Annotated in this window: 15 protein-coding genes; 11 read left to right on the top strand and 4 right to left on the bottom strand. The window is 62.7% G+C overall.

Annotated elements, in window-relative coordinates; all coding sequences use genetic code 11:
• From JQ863_RS14485 to JQ863_RS14450, 8 genes are all read left to right on the top strand, one after another.
• Nucleotides 1-306 (top strand): hypothetical protein, encoded by a 306-nt coding sequence (locus JQ863_RS14485; protein ID WP_204114863.1) that lies wholly within the window; start codon nucleotides 1-3, stop codon nucleotides 304-306.
• Nucleotides 307-356: 50 nt separating this feature from the next.
• Nucleotides 357-2,306: a DNA primase gene (gene dnaG / locus JQ863_RS14480; protein WP_204114862.1), complete on the top strand. Its 1,950-nt coding sequence runs from the start codon at nucleotides 357-359 to the stop codon at nucleotides 2,304-2,306.
• Between the two features lie 130 nt (nucleotides 2,307-2,436).
• Entirely contained in the window at nucleotides 2,437-4,410 is a 1,974-nt protein-coding gene (gene rpoD, locus JQ863_RS14475; protein WP_204114861.1) for an RNA polymerase sigma factor RpoD, read from the top strand.
• 137 nt (nucleotides 4,411-4,547) lie between these two features.
• Nucleotides 4,548-4,820: an HlyU family transcriptional regulator gene (locus tag JQ863_RS14470; RefSeq protein ID WP_204114860.1), complete on the top strand. Its 273-nt coding sequence runs from the start codon at nucleotides 4,548-4,550 to the stop codon at nucleotides 4,818-4,820.
• Between the two features lie 28 nt (nucleotides 4,821-4,848).
• The gene (locus tag JQ863_RS14465; RefSeq protein ID WP_204114859.1) at nucleotides 4,849-5,259 is read left to right on the top strand and encodes a hypothetical protein; all 411 of its coding nucleotides are present in this window, start codon (nucleotides 4,849-4,851) and stop codon (nucleotides 5,257-5,259) included.
• A gap of 118 nt (nucleotides 5,260-5,377) precedes the next feature.
• Complete coding sequence (locus tag JQ863_RS14460) at nucleotides 5,378-5,794, top strand: hypothetical protein (protein ID WP_204114858.1); 417 nt, start codon at nucleotides 5,378-5,380, stop codon at nucleotides 5,792-5,794.
• 71 nt (nucleotides 5,795-5,865) lie between these two features.
• Entirely contained in the window at nucleotides 5,866-6,732 is an 867-nt protein-coding gene (locus tag JQ863_RS14455) for a haloalkane dehalogenase (protein ID WP_204114857.1), read from the top strand.
• A gap of 38 nt (nucleotides 6,733-6,770) precedes the next feature.
• Nucleotides 6,771-7,187 (top strand): secondary thiamine-phosphate synthase enzyme YjbQ, encoded by a 417-nt coding sequence (locus JQ863_RS14450; protein ID WP_204114856.1) that lies wholly within the window; start codon nucleotides 6,771-6,773, stop codon nucleotides 7,185-7,187.
• A gap of 9 nt (nucleotides 7,188-7,196) precedes the next feature.
• On the opposite strand, the gene JQ863_RS14445 is transcribed toward JQ863_RS14450, so the two are convergent.
• Complete coding sequence (locus JQ863_RS14445) at nucleotides 7,197-7,616, bottom strand: winged helix-turn-helix transcriptional regulator (RefSeq protein WP_204114855.1); 420 nt, start codon at nucleotides 7,614-7,616, stop codon at nucleotides 7,197-7,199.
• Between the two features lie 127 nt (nucleotides 7,617-7,743).
• On the opposite strand from JQ863_RS14445, the gene JQ863_RS14440 reads away from it, so the two are divergent.
• The 3 genes from JQ863_RS14440 to ribD all read left to right on the top strand — a co-directional run bounded on the left by JQ863_RS14440 (nucleotide 7,744) and on the right by ribD (nucleotide 9,924).
• Nucleotides 7,744-8,139 (top strand): MAPEG family protein, encoded by a 396-nt coding sequence (locus JQ863_RS14440; protein WP_204114854.1) that lies wholly within the window; start codon nucleotides 7,744-7,746, stop codon nucleotides 8,137-8,139.
• A 226-nt stretch (nucleotides 8,140-8,365) separates the two neighbouring features.
• Nucleotides 8,366-8,833 carry a transcriptional regulator NrdR gene (nrdR, locus tag JQ863_RS14435; RefSeq protein ID WP_204114853.1) on the top strand — a complete coding sequence of 156 codons (468 nt, stop codon included), beginning with the start codon at nucleotides 8,366-8,368 and terminating at the stop codon, nucleotides 8,831-8,833.
• Between the two features lie 20 nt (nucleotides 8,834-8,853).
• Nucleotides 8,854-9,924 (top strand): bifunctional diaminohydroxyphosphoribosylaminopyrimidine deaminase/5-amino-6-(5-phosphoribosylamino)uracil reductase RibD, encoded by a 1,071-nt coding sequence (gene ribD, locus JQ863_RS14430; RefSeq protein WP_204114852.1) that lies wholly within the window; start codon nucleotides 8,854-8,856, stop codon nucleotides 9,922-9,924.
• 10 nt (nucleotides 9,925-9,934) lie between these two features.
• On the opposite strand, the gene JQ863_RS14425 is transcribed toward ribD, so the two are convergent.
• From JQ863_RS14425 to JQ863_RS14415, 3 genes are all read right to left on the bottom strand, one after another.
• On the bottom strand, nucleotides 9,935-12,022 hold the full coding sequence (locus tag JQ863_RS14425) for a capsular polysaccharide biosynthesis protein (protein WP_204114851.1): 2,088 nt from the start codon (nucleotides 12,020-12,022) through the stop codon (nucleotides 9,935-9,937).
• Nucleotides 11,938-13,035, bottom strand: a complete 1,098-nt coding sequence (locus tag JQ863_RS14420; protein ID WP_476712898.1) for a polysaccharide biosynthesis/export family protein — start codon at nucleotides 13,033-13,035, stop codon at nucleotides 11,938-11,940. Before JQ863_RS14420 ends, JQ863_RS14425 begins: the two co-directional genes overlap by 85 nt.
• Nucleotides 13,036-13,179: 144 nt before the next feature.
• Nucleotides 13,180-14,472, bottom strand: a complete 1,293-nt coding sequence (locus JQ863_RS14415) for a capsule biosynthesis protein (RefSeq protein ID WP_204114850.1) — start codon at nucleotides 14,470-14,472, stop codon at nucleotides 13,180-13,182.
• Between the last annotated feature and the right edge of the window lie 71 nt (nucleotides 14,473-14,543).

Below are 14,543 nucleotides of genomic sequence, written 5' to 3'. Positions count from 1 at the left end.
ATGAAAAAGATGATTCCCGCGCTTCTGGTGGCCGCGCTTGCCGCGAGTCCGGTCCTTGCTGCGTCCAAGGCCAAGCAAGAGTTTTGCCAGACGAACACGGATATCATCGAACGGCTGGTCGCGCTGCGTCTGGACAAGGTCAGCAAGAAGAAGGCCGTGGCCGAACTGAAGACCGGCGCCAATCCTGTGCCCTCCAATTATGGTCCTGCCGTGGACCAGTGGTCCGAGTGGATCTATAGCCAGCCGCGCAAGGATGCAGGTCAGTTTTCGGCCAAGGACTTTTACGAGGCCTGCCTGGAGAAATAGGCGCGCTGCGGCGACTGGACTTCGGTTTGACGCTGCCCATATAGTTCTGCATGTCACTTCCGCCCGGATTCTTGGATGAATTGCGCACCCGTACGAGCCTCAGTCAGGTCGTGGGCCGAAAGGTCATATGGGATCAGCGCAAGTCCAATCAGGGCAAGGGCGACATGTGGGCGCCATGCCCGTTTCATCACGAAAAAACCGCGTCTTTTCATGTGGATGACAGAAAAGGCTTCTACTATTGCTTTGGCTGCCACGCCAAGGGCGACGCGATTTCCTTCGTGCGCGAGACCGAGAATGTGGACTTCATGGAAGCGGTGAAGATTCTGGCGGAAGAGGCCGGGATGCAGATGCCCGCCATGGACCCCCGCGCGCAGGAAAAATCCGATCACCGGACCGAGCTGGTGAAGGTGATGGAGATGGCGGTCCAGCATTTCCGCCTGATGCTGAAAACCGGGGCAGGGGCGGCGGCGCGGGACTATCTGGACCGGCGCGGGCTGAAGGATGCGACGCAGGAAAAATTCGAGATCGGCTTTGCCCCCGATGGCTGGCAGGGCCTGTGGGACCACCTGCGCGGCAAAGGTGTCGACGAGCAGAAAATCCTTGATTGCGGTCTGGCCAAGCCCTCGACCAAGGGCGGCAAGCCCTATGACACGTTCCGAAACCGGATCATGTTCCCGATCCGTGACGCGCGCGGGCGCTGCATCGCCTTTGGCGGCCGCGCCATGGACCCGAACGACAACGCCAAGTATCTCAACAGCCCCGAAACCGCGCTGTTCGACAAGTCGCGTACGCTTTACAACCACGGCCCGGCGCGCGAGGCGGCGGGCAAAGGACAGCCGCTGATCGTGGCCGAAGGCTATATGGACGTGATCGCGCTCAGCGAAGCCGGGTTCGGCGCGGCGGTCGCGCCCTTGGGCACCGCCATCACCGAGAACCAGCTGGCCATGTTGTGGCGCATCGCGCCGGAACCGATCATCGCGCTGGATGGCGATCAGGCCGGGCTGCGGGCGGCGATGCGGGTGATCGACACGGCATTGCCATTGCTGGAAGCGGGGCAGTCGGTGCGCTTTGCCCTGATGCCCGAGGGCCAGGACCCCGACGACCTGATCCGCGCCAAAGGCGCCAAGGCGGTGCAAGAGGTGCTGGATCAGGCCATGCCGATGGTCAACCTGCTGTGGCAACGCGAGACCGAGGGCAAGGTCTTTGACAGCCCCGAGCGCCGCGCCGCGCTGGACAAGGCGCTGCGCGAGAAAATCGCCCACATCAAAGACCCGTCGATCCGCAACCATTATGGGCAGGCGCTCAAGGACATGCGGTGGGACCTGTTCCGCCCCAAACGTCCCGAACGGCAGGGGCAGGGTGGCGGCTTCCGCCGCGACTGGCAGCCGCCGCGCCGCGCACAGGGGCATACCAAATCCTCGCTTCTGGCGGCGGCACAGGATGATGTGACCCACAGGCTGCGCGAGGCCGTGATCCTGGCAACGGTTCTGAAGACACCCGCGATACTGGGGGAATTCGAATACCAGATCGAAACGATGGACTGCCACGACGCGCTTTATGCCGCGATCCGCGATGCGATCCTGCGCGCTGCCCCTGGCGATGACGGTTTGACAGGTCGGGTGTCGGACATCATTGGTGCCGAGGTGGTTGAAAACCTGCTGACCCATCCCCACGTGGCCATTGCACCGGCGATCCGCAATCCCGGTGATCTTGAGCTTGCCCGCCTGACCCTGTCCGAGGAGATGGCCAAGCTGAAAACCGAACGTGGTCTGACGCTGGAAATCGCCGAAGCCGAAGAAGACCTGACCGCCGCCGCGGATGAGACCGTGACATGGCGTCTAGCACAGGCGGCTGAGGCGCGAAATCAGGCTGTGCGCAGTCGACAAGAGGACAGCAAGGACTATGTGCGTGCCGATAACGGGGCAGCGATCGACAAGGAAGAGCGTGCCAAACTTGACGCACTGATGAAACGAATCACCTTCACAAAGGGACGCCGCTGACGGGTGGTCTGGGCTTTCCAGTGAGGAATAGGTAAAGAAAGCAAGGTAAACGGGTGTGCGAATCACTCAATCGCGCTAAATGATTCGGTCAAGCGAATCACCCGCCCGACCCGAATTGCAGGAGCATTACATGGCCGCCAAGGACACTGACGACCGAAAGCCCGACGATCAGGACGACGAAACATCGCTGGACATGAGCCAGGCCGCCGTCAAGAAGATGATCGCCGAGGCGCGGGAAAAGGGTTACATCACCTACGACCAGCTGAATCAGGTGTTGCCCCCCGATCAGGTCAGTTCCGAACAGATCGAAGACGTGATGTCGATGCTCTCGGAAATGGGCATCAACATCATCGAGGATGAAGAGGCCGAGGAAGAGGAACAGAAATCGACCGCCGTGGTCGATACATCCTCGTCCAATCGCGAGGTCGCGCTGGGCTCTGGCACGACCGAGAAGCTGGACCGCACCGACGACCCGGTGCGCATGTACCTGCGCGAGATGGGGTCGGTCGAACTTCTCAGCCGCGAGGGTGAGATCGCGATCGCCAAGCGGATCGAAGCCGGCCGCAACACGATGATCGCGGGGCTGTGCGAAAGCCCGCTGACTTTCCAGGCCATCACGATCTGGCGCGACGAACTTCTTTCCGAGGAAATCCTGCTGCGCGACGTCATCGACCTCGAGACCACCTTCTCGGGCCAGATGGAAGATGACGAAGAACCCGTCGTCGAAGCGGCCAACGTGACCTCGGCCCCGAAAAAGGACGAAGGCCCCGAGCTGGACGCCGATGGCAACCCGATTGCCAAGGAAGAGGATGACGACGAGGACGAGCAGGCGAACATGTCGCTGGCCGCGATGGAAGCGGCGCTGAAACCGCGTGTCCTTGAAACGCTGGACCACATCGCGCGCGACTTCGCCAAGCTGAGCGAGATGCAGGACGCCCGGATCTCGGCCACGATCAACGAGGACGGGTCGTTCTCGGACAAGGAAGAAGACGTCTATCAGAAGCTGCGGTCCGAAATCGTGGAACTGGTGAACGAGCTTCACCTGCACAACAACCGGATCGAGGCGCTGATCGACCAGCTTTACGGCATCAACCGCCGTGTCATGCAGATCGACAGCGCGATGGTGAAACTGGCGGACCAGGCCCGCATCAACCGCCGCGAGTTCATCGACGAATACCGTGGCCGCGAGCTGGACCCGACATGGCTGGATGACATGGCCTCGAAATCCGGTCGTGGCTGGCAAATGTTCATGGAGCGCTCGACCGACAAGGTCGAGGAACTGCGCGCGGACATGGCGCAGGTCGGGCAATATGTCGGTCTGGACATCTCGGAATTCCGCCGCATCGTCCAGCAGGTGCAAAAAGGTGAGAAAGAGGCGCGTCAAGCCAAGAAGGAAATGGTCGAGGCCAACTTGCGTCTGGTGATCTCGATCGCCAAGAAATACACCAACCGCGGCCTGCAATTCCTTGATCTCATTCAGGAAGGCAACATCGGCCTGATGAAGGCCGTGGACAAGTTCGAATACCGCCGCGGGTACAAGTTCTCGACCTACGCGACATGGTGGATCCGTCAGGCGATCACCCGCTCGATTGCCGATCAGGCCCGCACCATCCGTATCCCGGTCCACATGATCGAGACCATCAACAAGCTGGTCCGCACCGGCCGCCAGATGCTGCACGAGATCGGCCGCGAGCCGACCCCGGAAGAACTGGCCGAAAAGCTGCAGATGCCGCTTGAGAAGGTCCGCAAGGTGATGAAGATCGCCAAGGAACCGATCAGCCTTGAAACGCCGATTGGCGACGAGGAAGACAGCCAGCTTGGCGATTTCATCGAGGACAAGAACGCGGTTCTGCCGCTGGACAGCGCCATTCAGGAAAACCTGAAAGAGACCACGACACGGGTTCTGGCCTCGCTTACCCCGCGCGAGGAACGTGTGCTGCGGATGCGCTTTGGCATCGGCATGAACACCGACCACACGCTGGAAGAGGTCGGCCAGCAGTTCAGCGTGACCCGCGAACGCATCCGTCAGATCGAGGCGAAGGCGCTGCGCAAGCTGAAACACCCCAGCCGCAGTCGCAAGCTTCGTTCGTTCCTGGATCAGTAAGGCGATCCACAACGAAAAATGACATGACCACCGGCGGCACCCGACCAGGGCGCCGCCGGTTTTCTTTTGCCGATCCCCTTGCACTTGCCAAGGCAAGGCCCGATCATTGCGCAAACTCAGTTCCTGAGGAGGCTTGGATGTCTTTCCTGAAAAAACTATTCGGTGGCGGCGCTGCTGCGGAAACCGAGAAACACGAAGACCACAAGGGATTTCGCATCTACCCAACCCCGATCAAGGAAGGGGCGGTCTATCGCATCTCGGCCCGGATCGAGAAAGAGGTCGACGGAGAGGTCCGTGTTCACACGCTGATCCGGGCGGATACGCTGAACGCCCTTGATGACGCGGCAGAGGCCTCGGTCGCCAAGGCACGGCAGATGATCGACGAGCAGGGCGACGGCGTATTTGGTTGAAGAATGGCCCGAGGGTCAGGAGGTTGAGATGTTGAACAAAACCAAGGTCTTGGCGGTTGTCGCGGCACTTGCCCTGCCGGGGGCGGGATATGGCTCTGGCGTGGGGTATTCGGTTGTGCCGCTGACAGACGGCACTTTCGAAGTGCTGATCCCGGCCGAACGCGACCCGTCGGAAACCTGGTGCGCGGCGGGCGACCATGCGCTGCGCTATCTGGATGCCGCGCGCACGTCGCGGGTTTTCCTGGTGCGCGGGGTCGGCCCCAGCACAACGACGGCGGGGCGCAATGCCGTCACCTTTTCGCTGGATCAGCCAGCTGATGTTGTGCCCGTGCGCGGGATTTTCGATCCCTCGAACCTGTTTCTGACCCTGCGCCGTGAAGGGGCGTCATTGTCCGTATCACACACGCAGAACCTTTGCCCGCCGAACACGCGGCCCTAGGGTCCTGACCCTGGGTCCTGAAAAGCGCCTGGCTCACGAAAAACTGATCTCGGCCCGGTCGTCGAACCGGCCAACTGCCCTAGTTCCTCGACACATCGCATCGAAGAAGGGTGGAAACATGGTCAGATGGGTATGTGCGGCGCTGGTCATGGTGCTTTGGGCAAGCGGGGCGCAGGCCCGTCAGGGCGTGTTGATCTACAAGTATTACGTGACCGGGGTCCCGGAAGCGGGCGACATGGAGGTTGTCGCCCTCTATTCCACGGCGGCGGGTGCGGCGGGTCACTGGTGCGGGGCAGGCGAATATGCAGGCCGCTACCTTGGGGCGTCGAACTCGGACCGGATTTATCTGACCCATCCCATCGGCCCCAGCCGCTTCCGTTCCTCCGGCAAGGGGGTCGGCTTCAGCCTGTCGCCCGGGGATGACGTTCTGCAGGCGTCGACAGCAGGCAAAGGCGTTCTCAGTGAAACCCAGATCGGCGCGAACCTGAGCGTGTCCAAGGCCCGCTCGCTGTGTGATTTCACCATTGCCAATTGATGAACGTCACGTTTCGTTTTGTCCTCGTGCCTTTTCGGGGCAGCCTGTCAGGGACAGCAAGGGAGGAAACGATGACCGTCAAGAAGACCGTAACCGTGCATGGCCGCGAGATGGCCTATGTCGAAATGGGAGAAGGGCGGCCCATCGTCTTTTTGCATGGCAACCCGACCTCGTCCTACCTGTGGCGCGACGTGATGCCGAAAGTCGCGCATCTGGGCCGCTGCATCGCGCCTGACCTGATCGGCATGGGCGACAGCGAAAAACTGCCCGATGCCGGGGCCGATACCTACACTTTCGCCACGCACCAGCACTTTGTCGAAGGGTTCATGGCCGCGATGGGACTGGACAGGGACGTGGTGCTGGTGATCCATGACTGGGGGTCCGCCCTTGGGTTCGACTGGGCGCATCGCCACGCAGACGTGGTCGCGGGCATCGCCTATATGGAAGGCATCGTCGGCGTGTTGCGCGACTGGGGGGATTTCAACCCCGAGGCTGCGCCACTGTTCCAGGCGCTGCGCAGCCCGGCGGGAGAGGAACTGATCCTCGACAAGAATGTCTTTATCGAACGAATCCTGCCGGGGTCGATCCTTCGCAAGCTTTCGCCCGAGGAAATGGACGAATACCGCCGCCCCTTCCTGAACCGGGACGACCGCTGGCCGACGCTGACCTGGCCGCGCCAAATCCCGGTGGCGGATGAACCCGCCGATGTCGCGGATGCCGTCCGGGCTTATGCCACATGGATGGACGGAAACGACCTGCCCAAGCTGTTCGTCAACGCCGAACCGGGCGCGATCCTGATCGCCGCGGCGCGAGAGCGGTGCCGCCGCTGGAAGAACCAGCGCGAAGTCACCGTGGCGGGCAGTCATTTCATACAGGAAGACAGCGGGGCCGAGATCGGGCAGGCCATCGCGGACTGGATTGGCGACACCGGGCTTTGAGGCTTGCGCAGCCGCGCGCAACAACCGACAGTCGCCCCATGCAGACCGTGTTCACAATCCAGACTGCCGGGCAGGGGCTTTACGAGTTCACCCGCCATGTCTCTGGCTGGCTTGCCGATGGGGGCGCAGGTGACGGGGTGCTGACCCTGTTTGTACGCCATACTTCCTGTTCGCTTCTCATTCAGGAAAACGCCGACCCCGAAGTGCAGGACGACCTGCGCGCTTTCTTTCATCGGCTGGTGCCGCCCACGACGGACCCGTCGATGTCCTATCTCCGGCACACCTATGAAGGCCCGGACGACATGCCGGCCCATATCAAAGCCGCAATGATGCCAGTCAGCCTGTCGATCCCGGTCCGCGATGGCCGGATGATGACCGGGACCTGGCAGGGGATCTATCTGTTTGAACACAGAAACGCGCCGCACAGCCGCCAGGTCGCCGCAGCCGTGTCGTGAGGGCGTGGTTTACTCTTCTTCCGGCGCGAAACGTGGTGCGGGGCGGGCCTCTTTGAACCAGTCCGGCGTCGACCAGCGCGACGGCAGATTGGTCTGCGACCAGTCGCTCATGGCCAGAAGAACCGGGCGCAGGGACTCGCCCTTTTCGGTTAGGACATAGGCGTATCGCGGCGGTCGGTCATGATAGCGCACCTTGTCCACCACGCCCCATTCAGCAAGCTTTTTCAAGCGGTTGGCAAGAATGCTGTCCGGCACGGTCTCAGGTCCGTCGGCCAGATCCTTGTAGCGCGTCTTGCCGACCATCAGGTCACGGATGACGATCAGGCTCCATTTGTCGCCCCACAGGTCGAGGAAGCTGGAAATGGGGCAGGGGCTGCGGTGGTCCATGTCGATACCCTCGGCGCTTTGGATGCCGCGATCATAGCTCACTAACTTTCGTATTGAAAGTTAGTAGCGGGTGTGTAGGGTTCAAGTCACTTTCGAATCGAAAGTGACTGGCGGGACGACATCTCCGGCCTGAGCGAAAACACGACCGGACCTTAGAAAGGACACTCCGATGGAATTGATCTCGATCCTTGCCGCAGGCGCCTATTGCTTCATTGCCGCCTCGGTGCAGCATCTCTTTACCGTATACGGGCGCGGCCTCGGGTTCGTGATGAGCGATCGCGCCGACCCGCTGCCTGCGTCGGGCTTTACGGGCCGGTCCACGCGGGCCTTGTCCAACAGCGTCGAATCCGCAGCGATGTTCGTCCCGGCAGCCCTTGTGGTGCAGATCGCCGCTGGTCAGACGGCGGTGACCGCAGCAGCGGCGACGGTCTATGTTGTGGCGCGGGCGGTTTTCCTTCTGGCTTACTGGGGCGGCATCAACAAGGTGCGGTCGCTGTCGTGGGGTATCGGGATGGCGTCGATCATCGTGACCTACGCTGCCGCCATTCGCGCGGTTCTGGCATAGTCCCGCATCTGGCGTTGCCACCGGGTGCCGTCACATCCGCCAAATTCAATCCGCAAATCCGGGACACAGGGAAGAACGGCGAAAAATTCCCTCTTTCGCCTATCTTGGGGGTCGAATTGCCCCCTACCCAAACCCTAGAGGCTGTCCTATAGTGCCTGTGGATAAGTGGGACAGTCACCCAACCCACAGGGGACAACAACGACAATAAACGGATGGGGGAAGGCTGATGCGCTGCCCGTTTTGCGGAAATATCGACACTCAGGTCAAGGATTCACGTCCGGCAGAGGACCACGTTTCAATCCGGCGGCGGCGGTTCTGCCCGGCCTGCGGGGGGCGGTTCACCACCTATGAGCGCGTGCAGCTGCGTGACCTCGTGGTGGTCAAATCCAACGGCCGGCGCGAAGATTTCGACCGGGACAAGCTGGAACGCTCGATCCGCATCTCGATGCAGAAACGCCCGGTTGAACCCGAGCGCATCGACCAGATGATTTCCGGGATCGTGCGGCGTCTGGAAAGCATGGGCGAGACGGATATTCCGTCCAAAACCATCGGTGAGATCGTGATGGAGGCGCTGGCCCGGATCGACACCGTGGCCTATGTGCGCTTTGCCAGCGTTTACAAGAACTTCCAGGCGGCGGATGATTTTGATAAATTCGTCTCGGAACTGCGGCCCGACACTAAACCGGAAGAGTAACCCTGTCCGATCATCGTTACATGGCAATGGCCCTGACGCTTGGCAGGCGGGGGCGCGGCAATGCTTGGCCAAACCCGGCGGTGGGCTGCGTGATCGTGCGCGACGGGCGCGTGGTCGGACGCGGCTGGACCCAGCCCGGCGGCCGCCCTCATGCCGAGACCGTGGCGCTTGCCCAGGCCGGTGACGCGGCGCGCGGCGCGACCGCCTATGTCACGCTGGAACCCTGCGCCCACCACGGCCAGACCCCACCCTGCGCCGAGGCGCTGGTGGCGGCGGGCATTGCCCGCGTAGTCGCCCCGATCGAGGACAATGACGCCCGCGTGTCGGGGCAGGGGTTTGCCATATTGCGCAATGCCGGGATCGAGGTCACGACCGGGGTCATGGCGCAAGAGGCCGCGCGCGACCTGCGTGGTTTCATCCTGCGCACCGATCTGGGCCGGCCCTTCGTGACGCTGAAACTGGCCACGACACTGGATGGCCGCATCGCTACCGCGACGGGCGAAAGCCAGTGGATCACCGGACCCGAGGCCCGCTGCCGTGTGCATGCGCTTCGGGCGCAGAATGACGCGGTCATGGTTGGGGGCGGCACCGCCCGGATTGACAATCCATCGCTGACCGTGCGCGACCTTGGTGTTGACCGGCAACCCGTGCGGATTGTCGCTTCGCGTCGGCTGGACCTGCCCTTGATGGGCGTTCTCGCGCGCACGGCGAAAGAGGTGCCTGTCTGGATCATCCACGGCCCCGACACCGACGCAGAGCTTGCCGCCACATGGCGCGATCTGGGCGCCGAGCTTCTGCCTTGCGAGGTCGAGGGCGCTCAACTGTCACCGGCGTCGATGCTGCAGGCGCTGGGGGCAAAGGGGCTGAACCACGTCTTTTGCGAGGGCGGCGGGGCGCTGGCCGCATCGCTGATCGGCGCGGATATGGTGGACGAGTTGGTGATGTTCCAGGCGGGGTTCGCAATCGGGGCAGAGGGGCACCCGGCCATCGGTGCGCTGGGTCTGGATCGCTTGTCCGAGGCTGTTCGCTATCGTCTGGTGGATCAGGAACAGGTGGGCGCGGACCTGATGTCGGTCTGGCGCCGAGGATGACGTTGCATCCCTAGCGCCACAGATGCGCCCGGCTTGCCAGCAGCCCTTGCAGTTTTGATAACAGCCGATTGGCCGCGCCGGGGTGGGGGATCTCGCCCGTTGCCAACCGCTCAAGCGCCACTTCGACGGGGCAGGGAAGATTGGTGACCGGGTCGTGATAGCGCGGGTAGTCGATCAGCGCGGCATGGACCAGCGACAGCAGCGCCACGTCGGTGCCCCGGCGGGCGGGCACGCGGCCCCGGTCCTCGGTCAGACCCCACCCGGCATAGAAGGGCGCGCCGAACGTGACCACCTTCTTGCCCCGGATCAGCGCTTCGAACCCGGTGAGCGAGGTCATGGTCCAGACCTCGTCGATCTGGTCGAGAAGCCGGGCAATATCGCCGTTCTCGATGACCATGTCGGCAATGGTCGCCGCGTCCGCAACCGCGCCGACCCGCAGTCCCGCCACCACATCCGGGTGCGGTTTGTAGAGGATCACCGCGTCCGGGTTCGCTGCGCGGGTGGCTTCCAGCAGGGCGGCATTTGTGGCGATGTCTCCAGCGCCCAAGACGATCGACATGTCATCCTCGACCTGACCGGGGACAAGGATGCGGCGGCCTGGCGGCAATTCGGGCAGATCGCCGGACAGGTTGTACTTGCTGACACCCCGCGCAGTCAGAGACGCGACCAGCCGTCGCGCGCGATCCTCCTGATCCGGGCGCAGCATGGCGCGGTGTTTCACCATGCGCTCCAGCCGGCTTTCCTGCGTCGGATCGTAATAGATCCCAAGATCATCAGTAACCAGTGACAAGGGAGGCACCAGTTCCGCGCCCAAGCCACGAGAGCGCAGGAACCCGTCCTCGACCCGGACCGCGCCGTCTGGCCCGTCGCGCTGCCCCCAGACCATGGCGGGACGGTCGGGTAGGTCCCGGTCAAAGGCTATCGGTTTCTCGGCCCCGAAAAAGGACTGCAAAGGTTTGCGTTTCCACATCCGCATGCCATGCGCGGTCCAGCCCCTGTTGTCCTCACGCCATTGCCGGGTGCGGGTCTCGAAAGTGGCCAGCGCGTCTTCCAGCGGGCACAGCCTGTCACGAAACGGATCATACCAGCGCGGATAGAGCATCATTGCGCCGGCAAACAACTGCGCGCGGGTCAGGCGGCGCTGGCGGCGGGGCGGGGCGGCCTGGTCCACGGTCAGGCTCCAGCCAGCATAGAACGGTTGGCCAAAGACACGCGGACGATGACCGGCAAGGATAGCTTCGAACCCCAGCTGAGAGGACAGCGTATAGACGGCCACCGCGCCTTCGAACAAGGCCCACGGGCTGACCGCATCCGTCAGAAGGGTGACGCGGTCATTGGCGTCAGCCGGGCTGTAATAGCCCGCACGCTGGCCATGCAGGGTTTCGGGATGGGACTTGATGACGATGCGTGCGCCGGGGTGTTCCTCCTGCGCCATGACCAGCATCTCGCGAAACAGCGCGTCGGTGCCGTTCGATGCGCGGACCGAGGCATCGTCGCGGGTCTGGTCGATCACCAGCACATAGCCCGGCGCAGGGGCGGGCGCCAAAGGATCAAAGCCGGAATACTTGGTCAGGTGGCCTTCTCGGATCCGCGTGATGGCATCACGGGCGCGGTTCAGAAGCGCGGTGTCATCCAGCGGTGCACCGGCAAGGATGTCCTCAAGGTCCGACGGGCCCGCCGGGTCGAAATGCGGGCGCTGTGTGTCCAGACACAGCCCCAGCGGCGGTTCGCCCGAAACACGGGCGGGCAGGGCAGACCGCAGGAAGGCATCTTCGACATAAAGGCAGGTGGCACCGGTCCTTTTGGCGACCGACAGCCCACGATGCGCGGTCGGGCTGTCGCCCCAGATGCCGATTAGACCCTCAGCACCCGGCCAGCCCAGCGTCACCCTGTAACCGGCCAGCGCCAGGATGCGCTTCACGCGCTTCTGTGTCAGGAAACCGCCGTTAAAGACGTGAAGCCGCCGGAGAGGGGTCTCTCCGGCGGCGTCAGGTTCATGCTGTTCGGGCACGCTTAGCCACCGCTGCCTGCCACGATAGTCGACAAGATCGAGACCGAGCTGAGCGCACCGGTCAGCGACGCGATGGTCTTGTCCCATTGCGTGAACGGCGCTTCGGTCACGTAGAGCGTGTCGCCGTCGCGGATCACGAAATCGCGGGCCACGAACATGCCGTTTGGCTTTGTCAGGTCCAGCACGTAGACCATGCGCTGCGCCCCGACCAGATCGCTGCGGCCCAGCACCTGGTTGGCAATCTCGCTTGGTTCGTTGCGGAAGATAAAGACACCCGTCGGGTCGGACGAGGTGGTGATCAACCCGCCGACCTGTGCCAGCGCCTCGATCGCGCTCATGTCCTTGGTGGTGAAATTCACGCGGCTCTGGGTGCCCGTCGCGCCAAGCGCGGTAAAGGCGCGGGTGTCTTCCTCGACCAGCACGCGGTCGCCGCCGCGCAGGGCGATATCTAGGCGCGGATCGTCGTAAAGGTCCTGGAACCAGACTTGCCCCTGCTTGTTGCCGCGGATCACGGTGATCTGGGCAATCTCGGGGGTCACGGTCACGCCGCCCGCGTGGGCCAGCATTGCCGACAGGGTGCGGGTCGGGCGCTCGATCGGGTAGACGCCCTGCGCACCGATTGTGCCTACCAGAGAAACGGTTGCCCCGTCACCTGCGACGCGGCGCACCTCGACCTGCGGGTCGGGGGTCTGGTCTTCCAGTTTGCCCACGATGACGCGGCGGATCGATTCAGGCGTGTTCCCGGCGGCGCGGATGCGGCCCGCATAGGGCACGAAGATGTATCCGGCCCCGTCGACCTGCACTTCTTCCAGCACCGCCGCCACCTGGCCTTCCGGCCCCAGAAGCGGTTTGTCGACGTTTTCCCAGATGGTCAGCGACAGGATATCGCCGGGACGAATCGTGTCCGACCCAAGCTGGCCGGCATTCTTGAACTCATCCGTGAACCCAAGCGCCGGTGCAACCGCAGTGATCCTGGTGACGCGGTCATTGACCGAAATCACAAAGGCATCGCCTTCTTTCTGGACGGACCCGGCGAAGATTTCCTTCTTGTTCGGACCCGCGCGCGGAAGGGTGCTGCATGAGGCCACAACAGCCATCATGACCAAGAGGGTGACGGACTTCACCCATTGGTTTCGTGGGGTTTTCACTGCTCGGTCTCCTCGACCTGTTATTGTTCTGCCTCAGGTTTTGCCCGCAAAATACCGGAATCCGGTTGAAAAATCCAGCGCTAGACCTTGTGTTCCCTAGCGCACGAGGCGCAAGTGTTGCCTCGGAGCCGCTGTGCCCGACCGCAGCGCGTCATAGGGATCTTCGGGCGAAAGCATCATGTCGACGACATGGCGGAACAGTTGCCGACGCCCCTTGGACGAATAAAACCCGCCCGGCACCTGGCTGGTTTCCAGCAGGTAGCGGCGATAGATCTTATAGGCGCGGTTGTCGGGACGCGTCGCCCCGGCAAAGAAATCGGCCAGCGGTTGGGGCGACACGAATTCGGGCTGGTCATAAACCGCGCGGCCAAACAGTTTCAGCGGAATGCCGCGCCAAAGCACCTGTTGCCCGGCGGTCGAGTTCACCGTAACCGCGCTGCGCGTGTCATTCAGAAGCTGCGCCAACTTGCCGCCGCGCACGTAATGCACCCGGCCCTCGATCCCGTATTCGCGCGCAAGTTGGCGGATCTCGGCCTTGATTGGCTCACGGTCGTTTTCCAGTGGATGGGCCTTGAAGACCAGATGGTGATGCGGCGGCGCACCCCGCGCGAACTCCGCCACGACGAGGTCCAGGAACTCGGACATGCGGTCAAAGGGCGAGTGCATCTGAAAGCTGCTGTCATGGCCCAGCTGCAACAGCGCCATGTGATAAGGAAACCCGCCGTGGCGGATGCGGAACGTGGCGATCCGACGGTCCAGCGCGTGAAATGGCATCATCAAGAGCCGCTTGAAATAAAGCTGGAATTCCTTTGTGACCGGCAATTCCCGATGCGGGCGAAACCCGGCGAAATCTCCATTACGGAACATCACGAACCAGTGGTATAGCGCGCCGTAGAACACATGCTGGCGCATGTCGCCCCAGTGACCGGGGGGCAGGGGGGCCTCCATGTCGGACTGTTCCAGTGCCTGTTCCATCTCGGCGATGGTCATCGACATCAGCCGGGAATGGCCGTTCGATCCGCCGCGCTCATAGGTGACCCAATAGGGGCGCAGATAGCCCTCTTCGAACACATGCACCGTGATCCCGGCGGCCTTGGCGCGTTTGACCGCTTCGGCGTGGATGGGCCGCGTATCGCCATAAAGCACGATGTCCGTGACCCCGTGCGTCTCGACCAGTTCGGAAAACCGGTCGGGCCAGTCTGCGGGCGTGCCCTCATAGGCAATGAATGTCGCCTTGTCGCGCCAGAACGCGCGGTCCCCCGCGTTGAACCCCACCCGGCGCACAGTTGCACCGGAGGCTTTCAGCATCTTTCCCAACCCGTCAAAAAACGGCCCGTGCGGGCCTTGCAGGAACAAGAAGCTGCGGGACTGTCCATTCATCGCCGTCATGTCACTGTCTCTATGCGTCAATGACCGGTATAGCTAGCGGAATGCTGGGGCGAAACTATGACGTCTTGCCA

Origin of the sequence: Shimia biformata (assembly GCF_016888515.1) — a bacterium.
GTDB lineage: Bacteria > Pseudomonadota > Alphaproteobacteria > Rhodobacterales > Rhodobacteraceae > Shimia_A > Shimia_A biformata.
Note: the sequence above shows the minus strand (reverse complement) of the source record. Positions and strands in the feature narration are given on the sequence as shown.

What these genes read in the sequence shown, in the direction of transcription:
- JQ863_RS14440 (WP_204114854.1), top strand. Translation starts at nt 7,744, where the DNA reads ATGGAATTGATCTCGATCCTTGCCGCAGGCGCCTATTGCTTCATTGCC.
- JQ863_RS14460 (WP_204114858.1), top strand. Translation starts at nt 5,378, where the DNA reads ATGGTCAGATGGGTATGTGCGGCGCTGGTCATGGTGCTTTGGGCAAGC.
- JQ863_RS14415 (WP_204114850.1), bottom strand. Translation starts at nt 14,472, where the DNA reads ATGACGGCGATGAATGGACAGTCCCGCAGCTTCTTGTTCCTGCAAGGC.
- JQ863_RS14470 (WP_204114860.1), top strand. Translation starts at nt 4,548, where the DNA reads ATGTCTTTCCTGAAAAAACTATTCGGTGGCGGCGCTGCTGCGGAAACC.
- JQ863_RS14485 (WP_204114863.1), top strand. Translation starts at nt 1, where the DNA reads ATGAAAAAGATGATTCCCGCGCTTCTGGTGGCCGCGCTTGCCGCGAGT.
- JQ863_RS14425 (WP_204114851.1), bottom strand. Translation starts at nt 12,022, where the DNA reads ATGGGACAAGACCATCGCGTCGCTGACCGGTGCGCTCAGCTCGGTCTC.
- JQ863_RS14420 (WP_476712898.1), bottom strand. Translation starts at nt 13,035, where the DNA reads ATGATGGCTGTTGTGGCCTCATGCAGCACCCTTCCGCGCGCGGGTCCG.
- JQ863_RS14450 (WP_204114856.1), top strand. Translation starts at nt 6,771, where the DNA reads ATGCAGACCGTGTTCACAATCCAGACTGCCGGGCAGGGGCTTTACGAG.
- ribD (WP_204114852.1), top strand. Translation starts at nt 8,854, where the DNA reads ATGGCAATGGCCCTGACGCTTGGCAGGCGGGGGCGCGGCAATGCTTGG.
- dnaG (WP_204114862.1), top strand. Translation starts at nt 357, where the DNA reads ATGTCACTTCCGCCCGGATTCTTGGATGAATTGCGCACCCGTACGAGC.
- JQ863_RS14465 (WP_204114859.1), top strand. Translation starts at nt 4,849, where the DNA reads ATGTTGAACAAAACCAAGGTCTTGGCGGTTGTCGCGGCACTTGCCCTG.
- JQ863_RS14455 (WP_204114857.1), top strand. Translation starts at nt 5,866, where the DNA reads ATGACCGTCAAGAAGACCGTAACCGTGCATGGCCGCGAGATGGCCTAT.
- rpoD (WP_204114861.1), top strand. Translation starts at nt 2,437, where the DNA reads ATGGCCGCCAAGGACACTGACGACCGAAAGCCCGACGATCAGGACGAC.
- nrdR (WP_204114853.1), top strand. Translation starts at nt 8,366, where the DNA reads ATGCGCTGCCCGTTTTGCGGAAATATCGACACTCAGGTCAAGGATTCA.